General features: G+C 63.8%; 15 protein-coding genes, 1 pseudogene and 1 riboswitch. Of the genes and pseudogenes, 10 read left to right on the forward strand and 6 right to left on the reverse strand.

Features of this window, described 5'->3' with window-relative positions; genetic code table 11:
* Positions 1–177 precede the first annotated feature (177 nt).
* On the forward strand, positions 178–1,593 hold the full coding sequence (locus DL891_RS04760; protein WP_111719273.1) for a sugar porter family MFS transporter: 1,416 nt from the start codon (positions 178–180) through the stop codon (positions 1,591–1,593).
* Positions 1,586–2,698 carry an enolase C-terminal domain-like protein gene (locus tag DL891_RS04765; protein WP_111719274.1) on the forward strand — a complete coding sequence of 371 codons (1,113 nt, stop codon included), beginning with the start codon at positions 1,586–1,588 and terminating at the stop codon, positions 2,696–2,698. The genes DL891_RS04760 and DL891_RS04765 overlap by 8 nt, the downstream gene beginning before the upstream one ends.
* A gap of 196 nt (positions 2,699–2,894) precedes the next feature.
* On the opposite strand, the pseudogene DL891_RS17770 reads toward DL891_RS04765, so the two are convergent.
* Positions 2,895–3,302: pseudogene (locus DL891_RS17770) on the reverse strand (SDR family oxidoreductase); the annotation flags it as partial.
* A gap of 16 nt (positions 3,303–3,318) precedes the next feature.
* Positions 3,319–3,750 carry a PPC domain-containing DNA-binding protein gene (locus DL891_RS04775; protein ID WP_111719276.1) on the reverse strand — a complete coding sequence of 144 codons (432 nt, stop codon included), beginning with the start codon at positions 3,748–3,750 and terminating at the stop codon, positions 3,319–3,321.
* A gap of 185 nt (positions 3,751–3,935) precedes the next feature.
* Here DL891_RS04775 and DL891_RS04780 point away from each other — a divergent pair, with 185 nt between their 5' ends.
* Entirely contained in the window at positions 3,936–6,944 is a 3,009-nt protein-coding gene (locus tag DL891_RS04780) for an FAD-binding and (Fe-S)-binding domain-containing protein (RefSeq protein WP_111719277.1), read from the forward strand.
* 272 nt (positions 6,945–7,216) lie between these two features.
* Here DL891_RS04780 and DL891_RS04785 read toward each other — a convergent pair whose 3' ends face one another.
* From DL891_RS04785 to DL891_RS04795, 3 genes are read right to left on the reverse strand one after another with little or no spacing between them, the layout of a single operon-like run.
* Positions 7,217–7,987 carry an ABC transporter permease gene (locus DL891_RS04785; protein ID WP_111719278.1) on the reverse strand — a complete coding sequence of 257 codons (771 nt, stop codon included), beginning with the start codon at positions 7,985–7,987 and terminating at the stop codon, positions 7,217–7,219.
* Positions 7,984–8,874 carry an ABC transporter ATP-binding protein gene (locus tag DL891_RS04790; protein ID WP_111719279.1) on the reverse strand — a complete coding sequence of 297 codons (891 nt, stop codon included), beginning with the start codon at positions 8,872–8,874 and terminating at the stop codon, positions 7,984–7,986. The genes DL891_RS04785 and DL891_RS04790 overlap by 4 nt, the downstream gene beginning before the upstream one ends.
* A complete protein-coding gene (locus tag DL891_RS04795) occupies positions 8,871–9,236 on the reverse strand; it encodes a GntR family transcriptional regulator (RefSeq protein ID WP_111719280.1) in 366 nt (121 codons plus the stop codon). Before DL891_RS04795 ends, DL891_RS04790 begins: the two co-directional genes overlap by 4 nt.
* A gap of 161 nt (positions 9,237–9,397) precedes the next feature.
* Here DL891_RS04795 and DL891_RS04800 point away from each other — a divergent pair, with 161 nt between their 5' ends.
* The 6 genes from DL891_RS04800 (at position 9,398) to gcvP (ending at position 17,921) form a co-directional block, all read left to right on the forward strand.
* Positions 9,398–9,766 carry a PLDc N-terminal domain-containing protein gene (locus DL891_RS04800; protein WP_111719281.1) on the forward strand — a complete coding sequence of 123 codons (369 nt, stop codon included), beginning with the start codon at positions 9,398–9,400 and terminating at the stop codon, positions 9,764–9,766.
* Positions 9,767–9,986: 220 nt separating this feature from the next.
* Positions 9,987–10,859 carry a formate transporter FocA gene (gene focA, locus DL891_RS04805; RefSeq protein WP_111719282.1) on the forward strand — a complete coding sequence of 291 codons (873 nt, stop codon included), beginning with the start codon at positions 9,987–9,989 and terminating at the stop codon, positions 10,857–10,859.
* Between the two features lie 82 nt (positions 10,860–10,941).
* On the forward strand, positions 10,942–12,903 hold the full coding sequence (locus tag DL891_RS04810; protein WP_111719283.1) for a prolyl oligopeptidase family serine peptidase: 1,962 nt from the start codon (positions 10,942–10,944) through the stop codon (positions 12,901–12,903).
* A gap of 164 nt (positions 12,904–13,067) precedes the next feature.
* Positions 13,068–13,186: riboswitch (glycine riboswitch) on the forward strand.
* A gap of 306 nt (positions 13,187–13,492) precedes the next feature.
* Positions 13,493–14,656, forward strand: a complete 1,164-nt coding sequence (gcvT, locus tag DL891_RS04815) for a glycine cleavage system aminomethyltransferase GcvT (RefSeq protein ID WP_111719284.1) — start codon at positions 13,493–13,495, stop codon at positions 14,654–14,656.
* A 2-nt stretch (positions 14,657–14,658) separates the two neighbouring features.
* Positions 14,659–15,036, forward strand: a complete 378-nt coding sequence (gcvH, locus tag DL891_RS04820; RefSeq protein ID WP_111719285.1) for a glycine cleavage system protein GcvH — start codon at positions 14,659–14,661, stop codon at positions 15,034–15,036.
* Positions 15,036–17,921 (forward strand): aminomethyl-transferring glycine dehydrogenase, encoded by a 2,886-nt coding sequence (gene gcvP / locus DL891_RS04825; RefSeq protein ID WP_111719286.1) that lies wholly within the window; start codon positions 15,036–15,038, stop codon positions 17,919–17,921. The genes gcvH and gcvP overlap by 1 nt, the downstream gene beginning before the upstream one ends.
* 129 nt (positions 17,922–18,050) lie before the next feature.
* Here gcvP and DL891_RS04830 read toward each other — a convergent pair whose 3' ends face one another.
* Positions 18,051–18,935, reverse strand: coding sequence for a CPBP family intramembrane glutamic endopeptidase (locus tag DL891_RS04830; protein WP_111719287.1), 885 nt, complete (start codon positions 18,933–18,935; stop codon positions 18,051–18,053).
* 238 nt (positions 18,936–19,173) lie between these two features.
* Here DL891_RS04830 and DL891_RS04835 point away from each other — a divergent pair, with 238 nt between their 5' ends.
* Complete coding sequence (locus tag DL891_RS04835; protein WP_111719288.1) at positions 19,174–20,817, forward strand: ABC transporter substrate-binding protein; 1,644 nt, start codon at positions 19,174–19,176, stop codon at positions 20,815–20,817.
* Positions 20,818–20,936 lie beyond the last annotated feature (119 nt).

Below are 20,936 nucleotides of genomic sequence, written 5' to 3' on the forward strand. Positions count from 1 at the left end.
CGTACCTCCCAGTGCGAAGTGCGTCCTTTTCAGCGGGTGCGACACTGTGAAAATCCGGGCCTGCCAGCCACCCACGGCAAGGGGCAAACTGCGAATAGGGGACATAATGCCTGCTCTCTGATCGTGAGACTGTCGGCAATTCGCCCCTCCCTCGCAAGTCGGGACGGAGAGTGTGTCATGAGCAACTTCATCACCGGGCTGAAAGCCAGCGGCAACGGAATGCTCGTGCGAATATCGATCATCGCGGCCATCGGAGGGTTGCTGTTCGGGTTCGACACGGGAGTCATCTCCGGCGCGCTCCTTTATCTGAAGAAGGATCTGAACGCCAACAGCACGGCACAGGAATGGATCGTCTCGGTGCTGCTGCTCGGTGCCATCCTGGGCGCCATCGGGTCAGGCTATCTGGCGGACAAGCTCAGCCGAAAGTGGACGAAGGTGATCTCCGGTTGCATTTACGTGGTTGGTGCGCTGGGCTGTGCGTTCGCCGTGTCGATCCCGATGCTGATCGGCTTTCGGTTCTTGCTGGGGCTGTCCGTCGGAACGGCATCCTTCGTTGCACCGCTTTATATCGCCGAAGTCTCTCCACCGAGGGTGCGGGGTGGCTTGGTGTCTTTCAATCAGTTGCTGATCACCTCGGGGATCCTGCTCGCCTATCTGGTGAATTTTGCTTTCTCCTCCACGCCTGACGGATGGCGCTGGATGCTCGGGGTCGGCGTGATCCCCGGAGCGGCACTTGCGATCGGGATGCTGACCGTCCCGCACACGCCTCGCTGGCTGATGGAGCAGGGCAGGGAGGACGAAGCCCGTGCTGTGTTGACGAAGCTTCGCGGCAGCGACCCGCACGCCGACATCGACAAAGAAATCGAAGAGATCCAGAAGGCCAAGGAAATGGAGAGTTCGTCGAGGGTACGAGACCTCCTCAAGCCGAATATTCGCCCACTGATCTGGATCGGTGCGGGCCTGGCAATCTTCCAGCAGTTCGTCGGCATCAACACCGTGATCTACTACGCGCCGACGATTCTGAAAGGCACGGGGTTGACTAACAGCGCCTCGATCGCGCAGACCGTGTTCGTCGGTGTGACCAACGTGGTGTTCACCATCGTCGCCGTGCTGCTGCTCGACAAGGTCGGGCGCAGACGGTTGCTCCTGATCGGCACGGTGGGGCTCACCGTCGCCATTATCTTCCTCGGAGTGTTCTTCGCATCATCCTGGTTGCAGACCAACGCCAGCTATCTCGCGCTGGTCGCTCTGATCGTCTACATCGCAGCATTCGCAGTCGGCCTCGGGCCGGTGTTCTGGCTGATGATCTCTGAGATCTACCCGACCGGAATCCGCAGCAAGGCGATGTCGTTCGCGACGGTGCTCAACTGGGCGGCCAACTTCGTTGTCGCAGGAACGTTCCTGACGTTGATCGCCCTCATCAGCACACAGGGCGCATTCTTCGTGTTCGGAGGCATGGGTATTCTGGCGATCGTCTTCTTCGCGTGGAAGGTGCCCGAGACGAAGGACAAGTCGCTGGAGCAGATCCAGCAGGAACTTCTGGGCGGGGACGCCAAGGTATCAGCTGCACTGAAGTCAGGTTCTGATGAGTGAGAAATTGAGTGATCCGATCATCGAGCGGGTCGAGGCTCGCGTCTACACCGTACCGACCGACGAACCGGAAGCAGACGGCACCATCACTTGGGACTCGACGACAATGGTGCTGGTTCAGGCGTATAGCGGATCCTCTGTTGGCATCGGCTGGACCTACGGCGCCGCCGAGTGCGGCGCTGTGGTGCAGAACACGTTGGCGCCGTTGGTCGTCGGCCAGAGTGCACTGGACCTCGGGGGCCGGTTCGACGCCATGGTGAAAGCAGTGCGAAACAGCGGACGCCAGGGCGCGATCGGTTATGCCATATCTGCGGTCGATATCGCTCTCTGGGATCTTAAAGCGCGGTTGCTCGACCTCCCGCTACACCGGCTGCTGGGTGCGGTTCGGGACACTGTTCCGGTGTATGGCAGCGGTGGTTTCACCACGTACTCCGAGGCACGGCTCGCTGAGCAGTTGGGTGGATGGGCACACGGCCAGCAGATTCCGCGAGTGAAGATCAAGATCGGCGAATCGTGGGGTACGAACCCGACCCGGGATCTCGCGCGGCTGCGCCAGGCCAGGCACATCATCGGCGACGACGTGGAACTGTTCGCCGATGCGAACGGCGGTTACACGCGCAAACAGGCGATCCGCATCGCCCACCGGGCGGCAGACGTGAACCTGCACTGGTTCGAAGAGCCGGTGTCTTCTGACGATCTGGCAGGACTGCGCGAGGTGCGCGACGCTGTCGACGCAGACGTGACCGCGGGGGAGTACGGCTTCGACCTCACCTACTTTCGTCGGATGTGTGACGCACACGCCGTGGACTGCCTGCAGGTGGATGCCAGCCGTTGCGGCGGCATCACCGAATGGCTGCGCGCAGCCGCCGTTGCCGCAAGTCACGGGCTGGAGATTTCGGGCCACTGCGGGCCGCACCTGCACGTACACGTTGCGGCGGCGACGCCGAACCTGCGCCACCTGGAGTGGTTCCATGACCATGTACGCATCGAGACGATCTTCTTCGACGGCACGCTGGATCCGAGCGGGGGAGTGTTGCGACCGCGCGAGGAGCCCGGCAACGGCTTGACATTGCGAGAGGCCGACGCCGCCGAATTCCGCATCGCCTGACCGCATATCTTCGCTGAGGGCGCCCACAAGCGTCCTCCCAGCGCTCGGATCGCCGAAATCATCGATCGGGTGCAAGTCGCCGATGCCGCGTCACTGTATTGCTCTCGGATTCGGCGAGAGGTCCGTTGGACGGTGTTGTTCCGGTGACAACAGATGCGGTGAACTCGAGCTGAGGATCACGCCCACCTGGCCGCAGTCATCGGCTCGGACTCCACGCCGTAACGCAACCTGATGAGCTTTGCTTCCCGTTCTGGCAGGAGGTCCACCCGTCGTCGGATCTCCTGATCCCGGAACATCGCTGATACGGTGTCGTCCACACGGGTCGCATTGACATCCTCGATCCCTTGCGCAGGACAGGAAGGAAAGCCTGCGTGAGCCGGGCACGGCCGAGCAGATCCACGGTGATCGTGTTCACCCAACCTTGGTCATCGATCTCGTGGAACTGCCCCTGGGCGCCGGTAGCGCCGGAGGATTGGGCGAGGATGTCGATATCACCCACCGCGCCCTCGGTCTGCGAGCACAACCCGGCCACGTCGTCAAAGTCAGCGATGTTGGCCGTGAACGTGAACAGCTTTCCCTTGGGGTCGTTCAGCTTGCCCGAGGCGGCGTGCGCGGCATGCTCACAGGTGGATCAGCGCGAGGCCCGATTCAGGGTCGATGTGCTTTGTCAGGTGCGCCGGCGTCTCGGTCAGGATCAGCTCGCAGGTGGGTCTGACGATCGCTTCCTGCAGGTGCCCACCGTGCGCTGTGCCATTTCGCCTGCCAACGACGACATGGCCGTGCACCACCGGTTCTCCGTCTTTCAGCACAATGTCGCCGATCAGGGAAAGGAGTTCGACCTGCTCATTCAGATCTACGGAGGTTCGGTATTCCTTGGTCTCCCAATCGAACCAGGCGAGGGTGACAGATGAGAGCGCCCCGATAGCGGTGAAGCTGCTGGCCGAGACGTCCTGCTCCACCGCGAAACGCTCCAGCCCGGCTACCAACTCGTCACCGGCATCGAAGATCAGAGCGAACGTCTTTGGATCCTCGTCGATCAGTTTGTAACGCATTCATGCTCTCCGTTCCCTGGCGTGGGTCCGCTCTACCGAACGCCGCATTATAATGTAACGCGAATGACGCACTGTAACTCCAACTGCGCGGGTCGAATTCTGCCAGTGTGCACGCCAGCGTAGTCGTGCAGATCCAAACGACGGGTGCGTCTTGCCGCGATGAGCCGCACGACGCAAGATGGGATATGGCCGCGATTCGACTCCCCGATCCCATACTCACCGAGCAGTCGATTGATATCGCTGGACTGGAGCGCGAACTGCTCGCCCGGGTCGACGGCGAGGTGCGGCTCGACGCCGGTTCGCTGGCCGCCTACTCCACCGATGCCTCCAACTACCGGCAGGTTCCGATCGCGGTGGTCGTGCCGCACACGGTGGATGCGGCGGCAGAAACGGTCGCGGTCTGCGCCGAATTTCAGGCCCCGGTGCTGTCCCGCGGCGGCGGGACCAGCTTGGCCGGGCAGTGCTGCAACGTGGCGGTCGTCATCGACTGGTCGAAATACTGCAACAAAGTGGAATCCATCGACCCGGCGGCGCGCACCGCGATCGTTCAGCCCGGGGTGGTGCTGGAGCGGTTGAACGATCTGGCCGGCGCCCACGGCCTGATGTATGGTCCGAAGCCGGCTACGCACAAGCGCTGCACGCTCGGCGGGATGATCGGCAACAACTCGTGCGGTGCCACTGCCCAGGCGTTCGGCAAGACCGTCGACAACCTAGTGCGGCTCGAGGTGCTCTGCTACGACGGCACCCGGTTCTGGGTCGGCGGCGAGAAGACCCTGGATCTCGGGGCCGAAGGCAGGGTGGGCGACATCCACCGAGGGCTCAAGACGATCGTCGACGAGTTCGGCGACGACATCCGGCAGAAATTCATAGACATTCCGCGCCGGGTGTCCGGCTACAACCTCGATGACCTGCTGCCCGAGCGCGGGGTCGACCTCGCGAAGATGCTGGTTGGCTCTGAATCGACGCTGGTCACCATCCTCCGTGCCGAGCTCACGCTGGTGCCCGTGGTGCCAGTCACGTCGACCGTGCTGCTGGGGTACTCATCGCTGCCGGACGCCGCGGACGCAGTGCCACAGATCCTGCCCCACCAGCCGCTGCAACTCGAAGGCTTTGACGCGCACCTCGTCGACCGGGAACGGGCTCGGGGGGCGAACGCTGCCGGCATCAATGTTCTGCCACACGGTGACGCGTGGCTCATGGTCGAATTCGGAGGCTCTGACAGCGACGAGGCACAAGCGCGGGTGAACGCCTTTATCGATTCGCTGGATGACGTGAGCCCGCGTCCGTCTATCACGATCCTGGACGACGAGCGGTCCCAGCAAGCGGTGGTCAGCCTGCGCGAAGACGCTCTGGGTGCCGCCGCCGGTTTACCGGCGGAGCAGTCGAGCTGGTCGGGCTGGGAGGATGCGGCGCTCCCGCCCGCGCGGCTCGGCGATTATTTGCGCGACTTCGACAGGCTGCTCGGAGAGTTCGGTTACGGTGACGCCACCACGATCTACGGTCATTTTGGGCAGGGTTGCGTGCACTGCCGCATCCCGTTCGAGCTGGGATCGCTGCGCGGCGTCGCCCGTTTTCGCCAATTCGTCACGCGGGCGGCCCAACTGGTCGTCGGCTACGGCGGCTCCCTGTCCGGTGAGCACGGGGACGGCCAGTCTCGCGCTGAACTGTTGCCGATCATGTTCGGCGACCGGGTGGTGGAGGCGTTCCGGCGCACCAAGACGCTTTTCGACCGGACCAACCGCATGAACCCGGGCAAGATGGTGCTGCCCTACGGGGTCGGCGAGAACCTGCGCGTCACCGGGTACCGGCCACGGGCTGTGCGCCACCAGCAGTTCGACTACCCAGATGACGGCGGAGCGTTCGGCAACGCGGCGTTGCGTTGCATCGGCGTCGGTAAGTGCCGTGAACATTCCGGCGGTGTGATGTGCCCGTCGTATCGTGCCACCGGTGAAGAGGAGCATTCCACCCGCGGCCGCGCCCGGTTGCTGTTCGAGATGCTCGATGGGCCGCGCTCCGGTGGCAGCGTCCAAGATGGGTGGCGCTCCACCGACGTGCGGGATGCTCTCGATCTGTGTCTGTCCTGCAAGGGCTGCAAATCCGACTGCCCAACTGGGGTCGATATGGCCACCTACAAGGCAGAGTTTCTCTCGCACCACTACGTCCGGCGCATCCGCCCGGCCGCCCACTATTCGATGGGCTGGCTGCCCTACTGGGCTCGCCTGGTGCGCTGGGCGCCGCGTCTGGTGAACCTGCTCACCCATGCGCCGGGCCTGGCATGGCTCGCATCTCGCGTCGGAGGGTTGGAGCCACGCCGGCCGATCCCATATTTTGCCGCCGAGCGGTTCACCGACTGGTATCGTCGGCGCGGCCCACGGGGAAGCGGCAACCGCGGCGAGGTCATGCTCTGGCCCGACACGTTCAACAACTACCTGCAACCGGCGGTGGCGCAATCCGCCGTAGAGGTGCTCGAGGATGCCGGCTACCGGGTGGTCATTCCCGACGACGACCTGTGCTGCGGGCTCACCTGGATCTCCACCGGCCAGCTGGATCGCGCCAAGAAAGTGCTGACCCACACCGCCCGTTCGCTCGCACCCGCCCTGCGCGGCGGAACACGTCTGGTGGGGCTGGAGCCGAGCTGCACCGCCGTCTTCCGCTCCGATGGACCAGAATTGCTCTCCGAAGATGCCGATGTTGCCCTGCTCGCGGAACGCACCGTGACGTTCGCCGAACTGCTGAACGACACCGACTGGGTGCTGCCACAGATCGACCGGTCGGCCGTGGTGCAGCCACACTGCCACCAGCACGCGGTGTTGACGGTGGAGGCCGACACGGAGCTGATGCGCAAGGCGGGTATCGAGCCGCAAACCGTCGGCGGATGCTGCGGACTCGCGGGAAATTTCGGCTTCGAGGCCGGCCACCTGGAGGTGTCGATGGCGTGTGCCGAGACCGAGTTGCTTCCCGCGGTGCGGGCAGCCGATCCTGGTGCGCTGGTTCTGGCCGACGGGTTCAGCTGCCGCACCCAGATCGAGCAGGCCGGGGTGGGCAGGCAGGGCGTGCATCTGGCCGAGGTGCTGGCCGCAGCGCTGCGCGGGGCGGAGTTCACAGACTGCGCCGAGGATGCCATCCTGGTGCGTCCAGCACCCCCGCAGGTCTTGCGCGGCCGGCCTGACGCGAGGCCGTTTGTGAGACGCTGAATACCCTGGGGAGACTCACCAGAGCGTCTTCCCGGGCGACCGTTTCCGTTCTCTGGCACAACAAACCCTGTCCAGGAACGATGCCATTCTTTTGACTCGAAAGGACAGCGAGGAAGCTCGACTGATCGAAGCCGAGCGTTTGGAATGATGTGTCAGTGAAAGCACGCAGGTCCGTGACGCCGCTGGCCCAGAGAGCACCTTGCGCAATGTTCCAGTGCAGCCTCACGTCAGCCGGGTCGCGGCCCAGAATCAATTGATCGTGTGTCGACGTGTCAGTTCTTCGGGGTTGCCCGACGCATGAGATAGAAGCCGGTGATCGCCGCGAGCGTCGTGGGCACCAGGCTCCACAGGGCCACGCCCATGGCACCGTTCCGGGCAAACCAGGCGCCGACGGCCGGCCAGTTGTCGGCGAAGGTGGTGAGAGCAACGAACCCGATGACGAGCAGGGTGAGGAAGGCGAAGAACACGTACATTCCGTTCGCGCGCCACCTCACGTAGACCGATGCGGTGGCCGCGCCGATGAAGAAGAAGAACAGGAATATCAGGAGGAACAGGACGAATTGCAGAACGGGGTTCTCTTCGCGAAAGTAGACGACATCGAACATCGACCCGCCCAGACCCCAGCCGTTCGTGACTCTCTCGAGCACAGCCATCACGGTCATGATCGCGGCGTAATACGCACTCAGCAGCACGAAGGCAACGCATGTCCCGAGGTAGAAGTCGCGCCGGGTGACGCTGAAGCCGAGCGCGAACGGGAAGGTGAGATTGACCGCCTGCACCGCCACGACCAGCATGTAGATGAAGATGAATGAGGATGCCCCGCTGAACTGGATCCCGTCGATGGCATCCTGCCGGTCTGCCACGCCGACGGCGTCGAAGAGCAGCCACCAGATGACGTAGTTCACCAGGAAGATGAAGGCGAGGATCAACAACGGCAGCACCATGATCGGAAACCGGTTGATCAGGTGCAGCCTGGTGACGTTGAAGATTCGGGCCAGTGTGGCACTTTCTGGCCGGTGGGTGGTTTCGGTGAGGGTTGTCATGCGCTCTGCTCGAATTCTGTGGTGGAGGTGTCGGTCTTGCGGACAATGAGCTGCTGGAGGGATACCGGAGACAGCTCCAGGCCGGCTGCGGTGGCCTTCTGGCGTGCCGCCGGGCTGAGCGCTTCGACGGTGACGGACGCGAGCCCACCGACTCCTTCGCGGTGCACGACCGAGTGGGAGGCGACGAACGAGTCCACCGCTCCCCGGGGGCCCACAACGGTGGTCGCCGACATTCGCAGGTCTTCGGCGTTCTGGTCAATGATGATGCGGCCCTCGTCAATCACGAGGACGTGTTCGAGCAGGTTGCTGACCTCGTCGATCAGATGTGTGGACAGGATGACTGTGCGCGGATGCTGCGTATAGTCCTCAAGGAGCCGGTCGTAGAAGATCTGGCGAGCAACGGCATCCAGGCCCAGGTACGGTTCGTCGAAGAATGTGAGAGGCGCCCGGGAGGCGAGACCGACGATGACCCCGACGGAGGAGAGCTGCCCGCGGGAGAGCTTCTTGATGCGCCGGTCCGTCGGTAGGCGAAAGTCCTGAACCAATCGCTCGGCGAAATCGGCGTCCCAGTTACGGAAGAACCAGGGCGCACTCTTCAGCACGTGTTTGACCATGAACTCATCCGGGTACTTCTGACTCTCTTTGATGAAGCAGAGGTTCTGCAGTACCCGGGCCGCCTCGACCGGGGATTCGCCGAAAACGCGGATCTGTCCCCGCGTTGCGAAGTCCTGCCCGGTGAGCAACTGCATGAGCGTGGTCTTTCCTGCACCATTTCGGCCAAGCAGGCCGTAGATCGTGTTCTCTTCGACGGCAAAACTGACGTCGTCTACAGCATTCAAGTTGCCGAAGCGCTTGGTGAGGCCGGAGACCTCGACGACTGGGCTCATGCGATGTCTTCTTTCGTGATGGCGGAGATCATTTCGGCCAGTTGAGATTCTGGGATGCCGAGCTTGCGGGCCTCCAGCACCAGGGGCCGCACATAGTCGGCCTCGAATTGTTTGCGGCGGCCCTTCAGGATGATCTCCCTGGAGCCCTCGTTCACAAACATTCCGATGCCTCTTTTCTTGTAGAGGATTCCCGCGTCAACGAGTAGGTTCACCCCTTTGGCTGCCGTTGCCGGGTTGATTCGATAGAAGGTGGCGAACTCGTTGGTAGACGGCACCTGGGCCTCTTCGGGAAGAGAACCGCTGATGATGTCGTTCTCGATGCGCTCGGCGATCTGATGGAAGATCGGCCTGCCTTCTTCCATTCAGCTGTCCTCCGCGTGTTACTTGGTTAGTTACTCAACCAGTTAACCCACTTGCAATGCGCGTGTCAAGAGGAATCTTCTCGGATTGCCGGGCGCCTTCCGCTGCCTGCGCCAGGTGAGGAGTGTGCTGAGGGCTGGACGAGGACCCTAGGATGGGTCGCATGGCAGTGTTGCTCTCGGTGATCACCTTCGTTGCGCTTCTGGGCGCCTTGATCGACATCGTCACGAAGCAGGACTCACAGGTGAAGCACCTGCCGAAGATGGCGTGGATCATCCTTGTGATCCTGCTCCCGCTGATCGGAACAATTCTCTGGTTCGCGATCGGTCGAGAATACGAGGAACAGTCCGGCCGGGGAGGCTTCGGCGAATCGCTCCGGCGGCAGCGACCCGCCGTCACCACGGGCCAACCGGTCACCTCGACCGAGCAGGAATTGGCCGACCTCGAGCGCGAGATCGAAGAAGAGCACCTGAGGCGCCTCGAGGCCGAGTGGGACAAGCGGCGCAGGCAGTCGGGCTGCGATGCCCAGTAGCCTGCCGGTGCACCACGAGACGGGCCGATGCAACGTACAATCCGGCACCCGCCGGCCCGGTATACTACACAGTGTAGAAAAGACGGTGTAGAAAAGACAGTTCAAAAAAAGTTGGAGAAAAGCATTCCGATGCATTCTGCCGAATGCAGATGGTGAAGCGCCCGAACGCCAGCACCTCATCGTTCCACCCCTGATCCACCTCAAGATCGAAGGTCAACGGATGCCAGAAGCAAAAAGCCCGGTCATGTTCTCCCCCGCCGAAATGGCGTCGGAGGCTGAGAATGCGTTGGCGCACAAGGCGCTCAACAATCCGACACGGGCGTTCATGCTCGCCCTCTCAGGCGGTGGCTACATCGCGCTCGGCTTCGTCTTCTTCATCACCAGTCAGGTCGGCACTGTCGAAGTGCTCGGCTACGGACTATCGAGGGTGATCGGCGGACTGACCTTCTCGGTTGGCCTCGCGCTGGTCGTGCTCACCGGCGCCGAATTGTTCACCTCGACATCGATGACGCTGGTGGCCAGGGCATCCGGGTTGATCACCTGGCGCAGGTTGATAGCGCACTGGTCGATCGTGTACATCGGCAACTTCGTCGGAGCAGCCACTATCGTGGCGCTGATCTGGTTCGCCGGCTCCTGGCACCAGGCCGGGGGGATGTGGGGCAAGGTCGTGCTCAATACCTCGCTGGCCAAACTCGACCACGGCTTCCTGGAAGCATTCGTGCTGGGCATCTTGTGCAACCTCATGGTCTGCCTCGCCGTCTGGGTGGCGTTCGCGGGCCGAACCATCACCGACAAGGTGCTCGCAGTCACCGGCCCGATCGCTCTCTTTGTCGCGGCGGGGTTCGAGCACTCCGTCGCCAACATGTTCATGATCCCACTCGGCATCCTCATCAAGAATTTCGCGCCAGCTGAGTACTGGGTTCAGATCGCCACCGATCCCGTGGCCTACGCATCGTTGGAGTGGGGCAATTTCTTGGTCGGCAACCTGCTTCCGGTCACCCTCGGCAACATCGTCGGCGGCGGCCTGATGATTGGCGTTTACTACTGGCTGATCTTCCGCTTCGGAAAGAAGAAGGACGACGAACTCGCCTGAGACCAACGCAGCCACGCGACCGAAGCGACCCCATGAGCCTCGCGACGGCGCCCACGGCTCGGCCGAGTCCTAGGCTAGAGGGGTGACTGAACAAGCCCCCTATGGTTCCTGGCCCTCACCCATCTCCGCGTCGGACCTCGCCGGCAGCGTGCATCCGGTCGACGGCGGCGCGTTCGTCGGTGACGACGTCTGGTGGGCGGAGTTGCGCAGCGCTGAAGGTGGTCGGTACGCCATCCGCCGTACCGGCCCAGGCGGTCAGCCGATCGACGTGCTGCCCGCGCCCTGGAACGCCCGCAGCCGGGTGCACGAATACGGCGGCGGCGCCTGGGCGGCCACGAGTGGCCGCGCGCTGGTCTTCGTCGAGTTCAGCGATCAGCGGCTGTATACGCTCGCCGAAGGGGGAACGCCGCGACCGCTCACGCCGGCCGGTGCCGGCTTCCGGTTCGGTGAGTTGTCGATCGTCGGCGACCGTGTGCTCGCCGTTCGTGAGGTGCACGCCGAATCTGACCTCACCCGCGATATCGTCACCGTTCCGCTTGATGGGTCAGCGGCGGATGCCGCAGAGAACATCGTGCAGGTCGTCTCAGGGTCGCACTTTCTTGCGTACCCCAGGCAATCGCCCGACGGCACGAAACTGGCCTGGATCGCGTGGGAACACCCGCAGATGCCGTGGGACGGCACCGAACTGCGGGTCGGCGACTTGACCGCTCCGCTTGAGGAAGGTGGAACGGTCGGTGAATGGGCGACCGTGGCAGGCAACACCGACGAGTCGGTGCTGCAACCGGAATGGGATGCCACACCAGGCGGTTCTGAGGTGCTCTTCGCGCTCAGCGACCGCACCGGCTTCTGGAATCTGTACCGTGTCTCCCTGGCGGGAGAGATGACTCTGGTCAGCGAGAGCAAGGCCGATGTCGGCGGCCCACTCTGGACGCTCGGACGGCGCTGGTACCAACAACTCGACGATGGCCGCATCGTCACCGTCAACACGTTCGGGAACGATCACCTGTGCATCCTTGACCCGGGCACCGGTGAGCTGAACGAACTCGACACCCCGTTCACCACTGTCGGGCTGTGCGACATGCGGGGGAGCCGCCTGCTGCTCGTTTCAGCCAGCGCGCAGCTCACCCGCGGACTGCGCATCCTGAACGACGACGGCCGGATCCAGGACGTGCGGCGCAACGTCGACCAGTTGCCCGACACGGGATACCTGTCCGAGGGCCGCCCGATGACTTTCAAGGGCCCAAAGCGTGAGGTGCACGCGTTCGTCTATCCACCGACCAATCCAAAATATGTCGGTCTCCCCGGTGAGAAACCACCCTATATCGCCTTCGTGCACGGCGGCCCGACCTCCCATGTGCAGGCCACACCCAGCCTCACCTATGCGTACTACACCAGCCGCGGCATCGGCGTCATCGACGTGAACTACGGAGGTTCGACCGGCTACGGGCGTGAATACCGCAACCGGCTGCGCGGGCAGTGGGGCGTCGTGGACGTCGAAGACACGGTTCAAGCCGTTCTCGGTCTGGCCAAGCAAGGAATGGCCGACCCCTCCCGGCTCGGCATCGAGGGCGGTTCGGCTGGCGGCTGGACGGTACTCGCCTCGCTCACTTCCACTGATGTCTTCGCCGCCGGGGTGTCCTATTTCGGCGTGGCCGAGCTGACTGCCTTCGTCACAGAGACCCACGACTTCGAATCCCGGTACGTCGATGGGCTCATCGGTCCACTGCCCGCCAGCGCCGAACTGTACGAGAAGCGAGCCCCGCTGAACAACGTTGCCGGGTTGAACGCACCGGTGCTGCTGCTGCAGGGCCTCGATGATCCGATCGTGCCGCCCGCACAGGCCGAACGTTTCCGTGATGCGCTGGTCGCGAAGGGCATCCCGCACGCCTACATCGCCTATGAGGGGGAGTCACACGGGTTTCGGCGAGCAGACACGGTGATCAGCGCGCACGAGGCGAGCCTGTCTTTCTACGGCCAGGTGTTCGGTTTCACGCCGCCGGATGTGCCCGAACTCCCGCTTTGGCGGCCAACCGAACACGCGTGAAGATCGTCGGATGATCCGGTGAGATCCGTGGCCGGGCTGTGATTCACGCCCGCAATCGGTGCCGGGGTCGAGGGTGCGGATGGGCTCAAAAACAGTGCACGCCCAATAGGAACAGCGCATCCGATAAGATGGGCCCCAAGACAACTGAATACGCATCAGGCCACAAGGTCGACGCGGGAGAGCCAGCCCGGCACCGCAAGAATCGTCAATGCGATGCCCGAGCAGGCACCGAAGGAGCAATTCTCCCCGCAAATCTCTCAGGTACGCGTACCGCGTCGAACTGGCCACTCTGAAAAGCGAATGTGCGCAGCAAATTCGGGTTGAGGGGTCGCTTGCGACCGTCTCGAAACCCTGAAGGTGCAGCAATTTCGGGTTGAGAAGGTCGCTTGCGACCGTCTCGAAGCCCCCGAAGGCGCAGCAGGTTCCGCCCACGGTGAAAGCCTTCAGTCTCCGATCGTCACGATCGGAGACCGGGGCGAAACTCTCAGGCACCATGACAGAGGGGGAGTTCCCGTGTCGGCCCAGCCGGGTCGACATACGATCTTGCCCGTAGCCCGATGAGTCGGCTCGGCGCAGACCTGGAGAACTCATGACCCAAACATCATCTTCTACCGGCGCCGACGAGCGTCACTCTCCGTTGCATGAGGTGCACGTCGCCCAAGGCGCGACTTTCACCGACTTCGCCGGCTGGCAGATGCCGGTGCGCTACACCAGCGACCTGGCCGAGCATCACGCGGTGCGCACCGCAGCCGGTGTCTTCGACGTCTCCCACATGGGCAATGTGGTGGTGTCCGGCTCCAACGCTGCGAAGTTCCTTGACTACGCGCTCGCGGGCAACATGTCTCTCGTCAAGCCCATGCAGGCCAAGTACAGCCTCATGCTCGACGAGAATGCCGGCATCATCGACGACCTGATCGTGTATCACACGGCACCCGACGAGTACATGATCGTGCCGAACGCAGGCAACCGTGCCGCAGTCGTCCAGGCGTTGACCGAACGCGTCAGCACATTCGACGGTGTCTCGGTGCGCGACATCAGCGACGACACGGCGATCTTCGCCCTGCAGGGCCCGAACGCGGTCGACATCCTCCAGTCGGTTGCACCCCTGGCCGTGATCGACGGCCAGCCGTCCTTCTCCGACCTGAAGAACTACTGGGCAACCGGCGCGCGATACGGCGAGGGCACGGTTCTGGTCGCCCGCACCGGATACACCGGCGAGGACGGCTTCGAGCTCTACGTCGACGCCGCGGATGCGGTCGCATTGTGGACAGCGATCCAGGCCGCCGGCGAATCGTATGGCCTCGTCCCTGCGGGGCTCGCCTGCCGAGACACCCTGCGCCTCGAAGCCGGCTTTCCGCTCTACGGGCATGAGTTGACTCTCGACATCCTTCCTGTCCAAGCCGGCCTCGGCCGCGTCGTCAGCCTCAAGAAGGAGAGTGACTTCGTTGGTCGTGCCGCGGTCGAGAAGGGCCCGGATGCCGGAGCCCGAGTCTTGGTCGGCCTCGCCGCCGACGGCAAGCGGGCAGCCCGCGCCGACTACGACATCTACCTCCCCGACGCCGCCGACGGGGAGCAGCCGATCGGGCGCGTCACCAGTGGCGCCCTGTCACCGACCCTCGGGCACCCGATCGCAATGGCGTTCGTCGCCCACGAATCCTCCGCCGCCGGCACCCAGCTGAGCGTCGACATCCGGGGCAAACGCCTCCCCTACACCGTTACCGAATTGCCCTTCTACAGCAGAAAGAAGAACTGATCATGGCCCACGAAGCAAACCTCAAGTACACCTCCGACCACGAGTGGCTGGACATCGACGGCAACACCGCGACGATCGGAATCACCGCCTTCGCCGCCGACCAGTTGGGCGACGTCGTCTTCGTCGAACTGCCGAGCGTGGATGACGCGGTCGAGGCAGGCACCGTCGTCGGCGAGATCGAGTCGACCAAGTCGGTCGGCGAGTTGTTCGCCCCGATGAACGCCACCATCACCGCGGTCAATGACGCGGTCGTCGACGCACCGGAACTGGTCAACAGCGACCCGCTCGGCGACGGCTGGCTGATCAAGGTGTCGTTCGACTCGCTCGACGGCGTCGAACTGCTCAGCCTGGACGAGTACAACGCCCTGGTGACCAAGTAATGGCCGACATTTTCGAAGACCGTCACATCGGGCTCGACGAGGAGTCCACGGCACGGATGCTCGACGTCGTGGGTTACGACAGTGCCGACGAGCTGGTCAGCGCCGCTGTTCCCAAAGACATCCACGTCGACCTGTTCCGGGAGAACGGCGAGGGCATCTTGCCGCCGGCCGCCACCGAACGTGAAGCCCTGGAGGAGCTGCGTTCCCTCGCAGACCGCAACTCGGTGAACCGGTCGATGATCGGGCTCGGCTACTACGACACGATCACCCCCGCGGTGATCAAGCGCAACGTGTTGGAGAACCCCAGCTGGTACACGGCCTACACTCCGTACCAGCCGGAGATCTCGCAGGGACGCCTTGAGGCTCTGATCAACTTCCAGACCATGGTCGCCGACCTGACCGGCCTGGACACGGCCAACTCGTCGATGCTCGACGAGAGCACCGCGGTGGTCGAGGCGATGCTTCTGGTGCGTCGCGCCAGCAAATCGAAGTCGAATGCTTTCCTCGTCGACACGGACACCCTGCCGCAGACCAAAGCACTGCTGGCCAGCCGTTCCGAGGCCCTGGGCATCGACCTGGTCGAGACCGACTTCGCCGACACCGCCGAGCTGCCCGACGCGTTCGGCGTCTTCGTGCAGTATCCAGGTGCGTCCGGGCGTGTGTGGAACCCGGCAGCCGCGATCGACCGGGCCAAGAAGGCCGGCATGCTCGTGGTTGTGGCCGCCGATCTTCTGGCGCTCACCCTCATCACGTCGCCGGGAGAGATGGGCGCCGATGTCGCCGTTGGCACCAGCCAGCGGTTCGGGGTGCCGATGGGCTTCGGCGGGCCCCACGCGGGCTACCTGGCCATCCGTGCCGGCCTGGAACGCCAACTGCCGGGCCGCCTGGTCGGTGTGAGCGTGGACGCCACCGGGTTCCCCGCCTACCGGCTCAGCCTGCAGGCGAGAGAACAGCACATTCGTCGAGAGAAGGCCACCAGCAACATCTGCACCGCCCAGGTGCTTTTGGCCGTCATGGCCAGCATGTACGCCGTCTACCACGGGCCGCAGGGCCTCAAGGCCATCGCCGAGCAGGTCGCCGGCCATGCCGCGACACTGGCGCAGCTATTGTCGGATGGTGGCGTGGAGCTTGTGCACGAGACATTCTTCGACACCGTGCAGGTGCGGGTTCCGGGGCGCGCGGCCGAAGTCGTCGCGCAGGCCGCGGCGGCTGGCACCAACCTGTGGCAGATCGACGACGACATCGTGAGCATCGCCTGCGATGAGACGACCACCGCCGATGACTTGTTGCGGGTGGCGGCAGTTCTGATCACGCTGCCCGAGACATCCGGCTTCGCGGCCGGTACCGCCAACCGGTTGCCCGCCGAGTTGGCGCGCACCAGTGAATACCTGACCCACGCGGTGTTCAACACGCACCGGTCGGAGACGAGCATGATGCGCTACCTCAAGCGCCTCGCCGACTACGACTACGCGCTTGACCGAGGCATGATCCCACTCGGCAGCTGCACCATGAAGCTGAACGCGGCCAGCGAGATGGAGTCGGTCACCTGGCCCGAGTTCGGCCGGCTGCATCCGTTCGCGCCCGAGGCCGATGTGTCAGGAACCCTCGAGCTGGTTCACCAGCTCGAGAGCTGGCTGGTGGATGTCACCGGCTACGACACCGTGTCTTTGCAGCCCAACGCCGGCAGCCAGGGTGAATTGGCCGGCCTGCTCGCGATTCGCGGCTACCACCGCTTGCGCGGCGACGACCACCGCACGGTGTGCCTGATCCCGTCCAGCGCCCACGGCACGAACGCGGCCTCCGCGGTGCTGGCCGGGATGAAGGTCGTGGTCACCGCCTGCGACAGCGAGGGCAACGTCGACCTGGACGACATTCGCGCCAAGATCGATGTGCACGCCGAGAACCTGGCCGCACTGATGATCACGTACCCATCGACGCACGGGGTGTATGAGCACCAGGTCAAGGAGCTCTGCCAGATCGTGCACGATGCCGGCGGTCAGGTCTACGTCGACGGTGCCAACGCGAATGCCATGATCGGTCACTCCCGGTTCGGCGACTTCGGCGGCGACGTCTCGCACCTGAACCTGCACAAGACCTTCTGCATCCCCCACGGCGGCGGCGGGCCGGGCGTCGGGCCGGTCGCGGCGAAGGCGCACCTGGCGCCGTTCCTGCCCGGGCATCCGCTCGCGCAGCGCGCCGAGCACTATCTCGCCGGCGTCGAGGGCTCCACGATCGTGCACGGCGGCGGGCCGGTCTCGGCGGCACCGTATGGCAGCCCGAGCATCCTGCCGATCACCTGGGCGTACATCCGGATGATGGGCGCCGACGGCTTGAAGAAGGCGACTGGGGCGGCGGTGCTGGCTGCGAACTATGTGGCGAAGCGCCTCGAGGAGCACTACCCGGTGCTCTACACGGGGGACAACGGGCTGGTGGCCCACGAGTGCATTCTCGACATCAGACCTTTGACCGACGCAACCGGCGTGACGGTGAACGACGTGGCCAAGCGTCTGATCGACTACGGATTCCACGCCCCGACCATGAGTTTTCCGGTTGCCGGAACGCTGATGGTCGAGCCGACCGAGAGTGAAGACATCGGCGAGATCGACCGGTTCATCGAGGCGATGATCCAGATCAAGGCCGAAGCCGACCGGGTGGGCTCAGACGGGTGGACCGCCGAGGACAACCCGCTGGTGAACGCCCCGCACACCGCGCAGTCGGTGGTGGAGGGGGAGTGGACGCATCCCTACAGCCGCGAGACCGCGGTGTATCCGGTGCGCTCGCTGATCCGCAACAAGTACTGGGCGCCGGTGCGCCGGGTCGATCAGGCCTACGGCGACCGCAATCTGGTCTGCTCGTGCCCGCCGCCGGAGGCCTTCGAGGACTGACTGTTTTCGCGGGTTGACGAACCCGCGCGCCAGCTGGCACGCTTCGCGCCGGTTTGAACCGGGGCGAAGCGTGCCAACTGGCGCGGCAAGAAAATGGCGCGGCCGCGGCCAGCGATCAGCGGCCTGGAGCTACGTGGGGGAGGGGCCGAACAGGCCCGGCCACCAGGCGACGGCCAACGCATAACCCACGAACGACGCAATGTCGATGATCCAGTGCGCGACCACCAGCGGCACCGTGCGGCCCCAGCGCGTGTAGCACCAGCCGAAAACAACCCCCATGGCCACATTGCCGAAGAACGGTCCGATGCCCTGGTAGAGGTGGTACGTACCGCGCAGCACCGCACTGCCGAGTATGATCTGCCAGCGGCCCCAGCCCAGTTGCTTCAGCCGCGTGAACAGGTAGCCGACCACGATCAGCTCCTCGGTCAGCGCCGCCCGAAGCGCAACCAGCACCAGGATGGGCACCGTCCACCAATAGGTGTTCAGCGCGGTCGGAACCACGTTGACCGTGATCCCGATCTCTCGCCCCAGCCAGTACAGGCCGAGCCCGGGAATACCGATCACCAGCACCAGACCAACGCCGCCCAGCACATTGCGGCCTAGCCGGGAGCCATCGAATCCGATCCGGCGAAATGCGTTTCGACCGGGCTCCCAGAGCAGGTAGAGCACCAGGGCCACCCCGAACAGTGCGAAGAAGACTGCCAGCAGTTGGTACGTGAGATCCAGCCAGGGCCGCGGGCTCAATGGCGCGTTGATGGTCGCCGACTGGTCGGCCAACGGCGTCTCCACCGTCAGCCGGGCGATGATGTTCACGATCGAATAGATTGCGGATGCCCCGAGCGACAGCCCGAGCACGATGACGACCTCCAGCCACAGGCGTCTCCGGCCGTGCCCGGCCGCTGTAATCACCTCACGAGGGAACCAGGGCCCCGCGGTGCTGGCGTCCCCGGGCGTCTGCGCCGGCCCGGTGCCAGAGATGGGACCCGGGTCAAACGGCCCCTCGGAGTTGCTCATGACTCCCATCTTCGCGCATCGGGAGCCCCTGTAGTAGGGCGGAGAACGTGGTGAAGGCACACCTGACCAGACCTCAGAAGCGGGAAGATGAGTGGTGTCTCAAAAGTCACCGTCCGGTATCGATTTGAGTTTCAGGTCGTTAACAGCGTGACGTCTCGCTTAGGATCGTCGGTATCAGAGTGTCGGTTCGGTCATTATTCATCGTGCCGCCGCAAAATTTTCCGCACATGGAGGAATATTGAAAATCTCACGCATTGGCCTGAGCGCCGCCGCGTTGCTTTCTGCAAGCGCGCTCGTGCTCACAGGCTGCGCATCAGGTGACGGCGGAGCCCCGGCTCCCGGCACCAGTGACACGCCCGGCGCGTCCACCAGCACCGGCATCGTCACCGCAAACAGCAACGAGCCGCAGAACCCGCTGTACCCCGCCAACACCAACGAGGTCGGTGGCGGCAAGATTCTCGACATGGTGTTCGCCGGGCTGTACTACTACGACGCCGACGGCAAGGCCATCCCCGAGGTTGCCAAGTCGGTCGAGTCGGATGACGCAACCAACTACACCGTCAAGCTCAACGACGGCTGGACCTTCACCAACGGTGAAAAGGTCACCGCCAGCTCATTCGTCGACGCCTGGCAGTACGGCGCGCTGCTCAGCAATGCGCAACTGTCCAGCTACTTCTTCGAGACCATCGACGGCTTCAGCTACGACAAGGACAGCAAGCTGGCCCTCAACGTGGTCGACGACCTCACCTTCACGGTGAAGCTGTCAGCACCTGAGGCCGACTGGCCGCTGCGTCTGGGCTACTCGGCATTCATGCCGTTGCCGACGGAGGCACTGGTCGATGGCAAGGCAACCACCGCGTTCGGCGAGAACCCGATCGGCAACGGCCCGTACATGCTCGCCTCGGCCGATGCCTGGCAGCACAACGTGCAGATCGATCTCGTTCCGAACCCGGACTACAAGGGCACCCGCACCGTCAAGAACGGCGGCGTCACGCTGAAGTTCTACGACAACCAGGACTCCGCCTATGCTGACCTGCAGTCCGACAACCTCGACGTGCTCGACGCGATCCCGGCCAGTGCATTCGAGACCTTCGAACAGACTTTGGGCGACCGTGCGATCAACCAGCCGTCTGCGGTCTTCCAGTCGTTCACCATTCCGGAGAAGCTGGAGCACTTCGGTGGCGAAGAGGGCAAGCTGCGTCGTGCCGCGTTGTCAATGGCCATCAACCGCCCGGAGATCACCGATGTGATCTTCTTCAAGACCCGCACCCCTGCCAGCGACTACACCTCCCCGGTGATCGCCGGCTGGAGTGACTCGCTCGCCGGTTCTGACGTGTTGAAGTTCAACGCCGACGAGGCGAAGGCCAAGTGGGCCGAGGCTGAGAAGATCTCGCCCTACACCGGAACGTTCACAATCGGTTACAACTCCGATGGTGGCCACCAGCCGTGGGTCGACGCTGTTGCGAACAGCCTGAAGAACACGCTCGGCATCAAGGCGGAGGGCCAGCCCTACGCGACATTCGCCGAACTGCGCACCGATGTCACCGACCGCAAAATCAAGGGCGCGTTCCGCACCGGTTGGCAGGCGGACTACCCGTCGATGTTCAACTTCCTCGGGCCGCTATACGCCACGAACGCCGGCTCCAACGACGGTGACTACTCGAGCCCTGAGTTCGACGCACTGCTGAAGGAGGGCGCTTCGGCCAAGTCGGTCGACGACGCAACTGGGTTCTTCCAGAAGGCCCAGGAGGTTCTGCTGCAGGACCTGCCCGCGATCCCACTGTGGTACTCCAACGTGACCGGTGGTTTCTCGACCCAGGTTCAGAACGTGAAGTTCGGCTGGAACTCGGTTCCGCTGTACTACGAAATCACGAAGGACTAATGTAACGTCGCATAGACTGACGTAACGAAAATACTGAAGTGTCCGGGGCGGACGCAATCCGCCCCGGACATTTCGTTCGGTTCACCACATCTCTTCCCCTCACGAATGAAGTCCCAATG

The organism is Homoserinimonas sp. OAct 916 (genome assembly GCF_003260275.1).
Lineage (GTDB): Bacteria > Actinomycetota > Actinomycetes > Actinomycetales > Microbacteriaceae > OACT-916.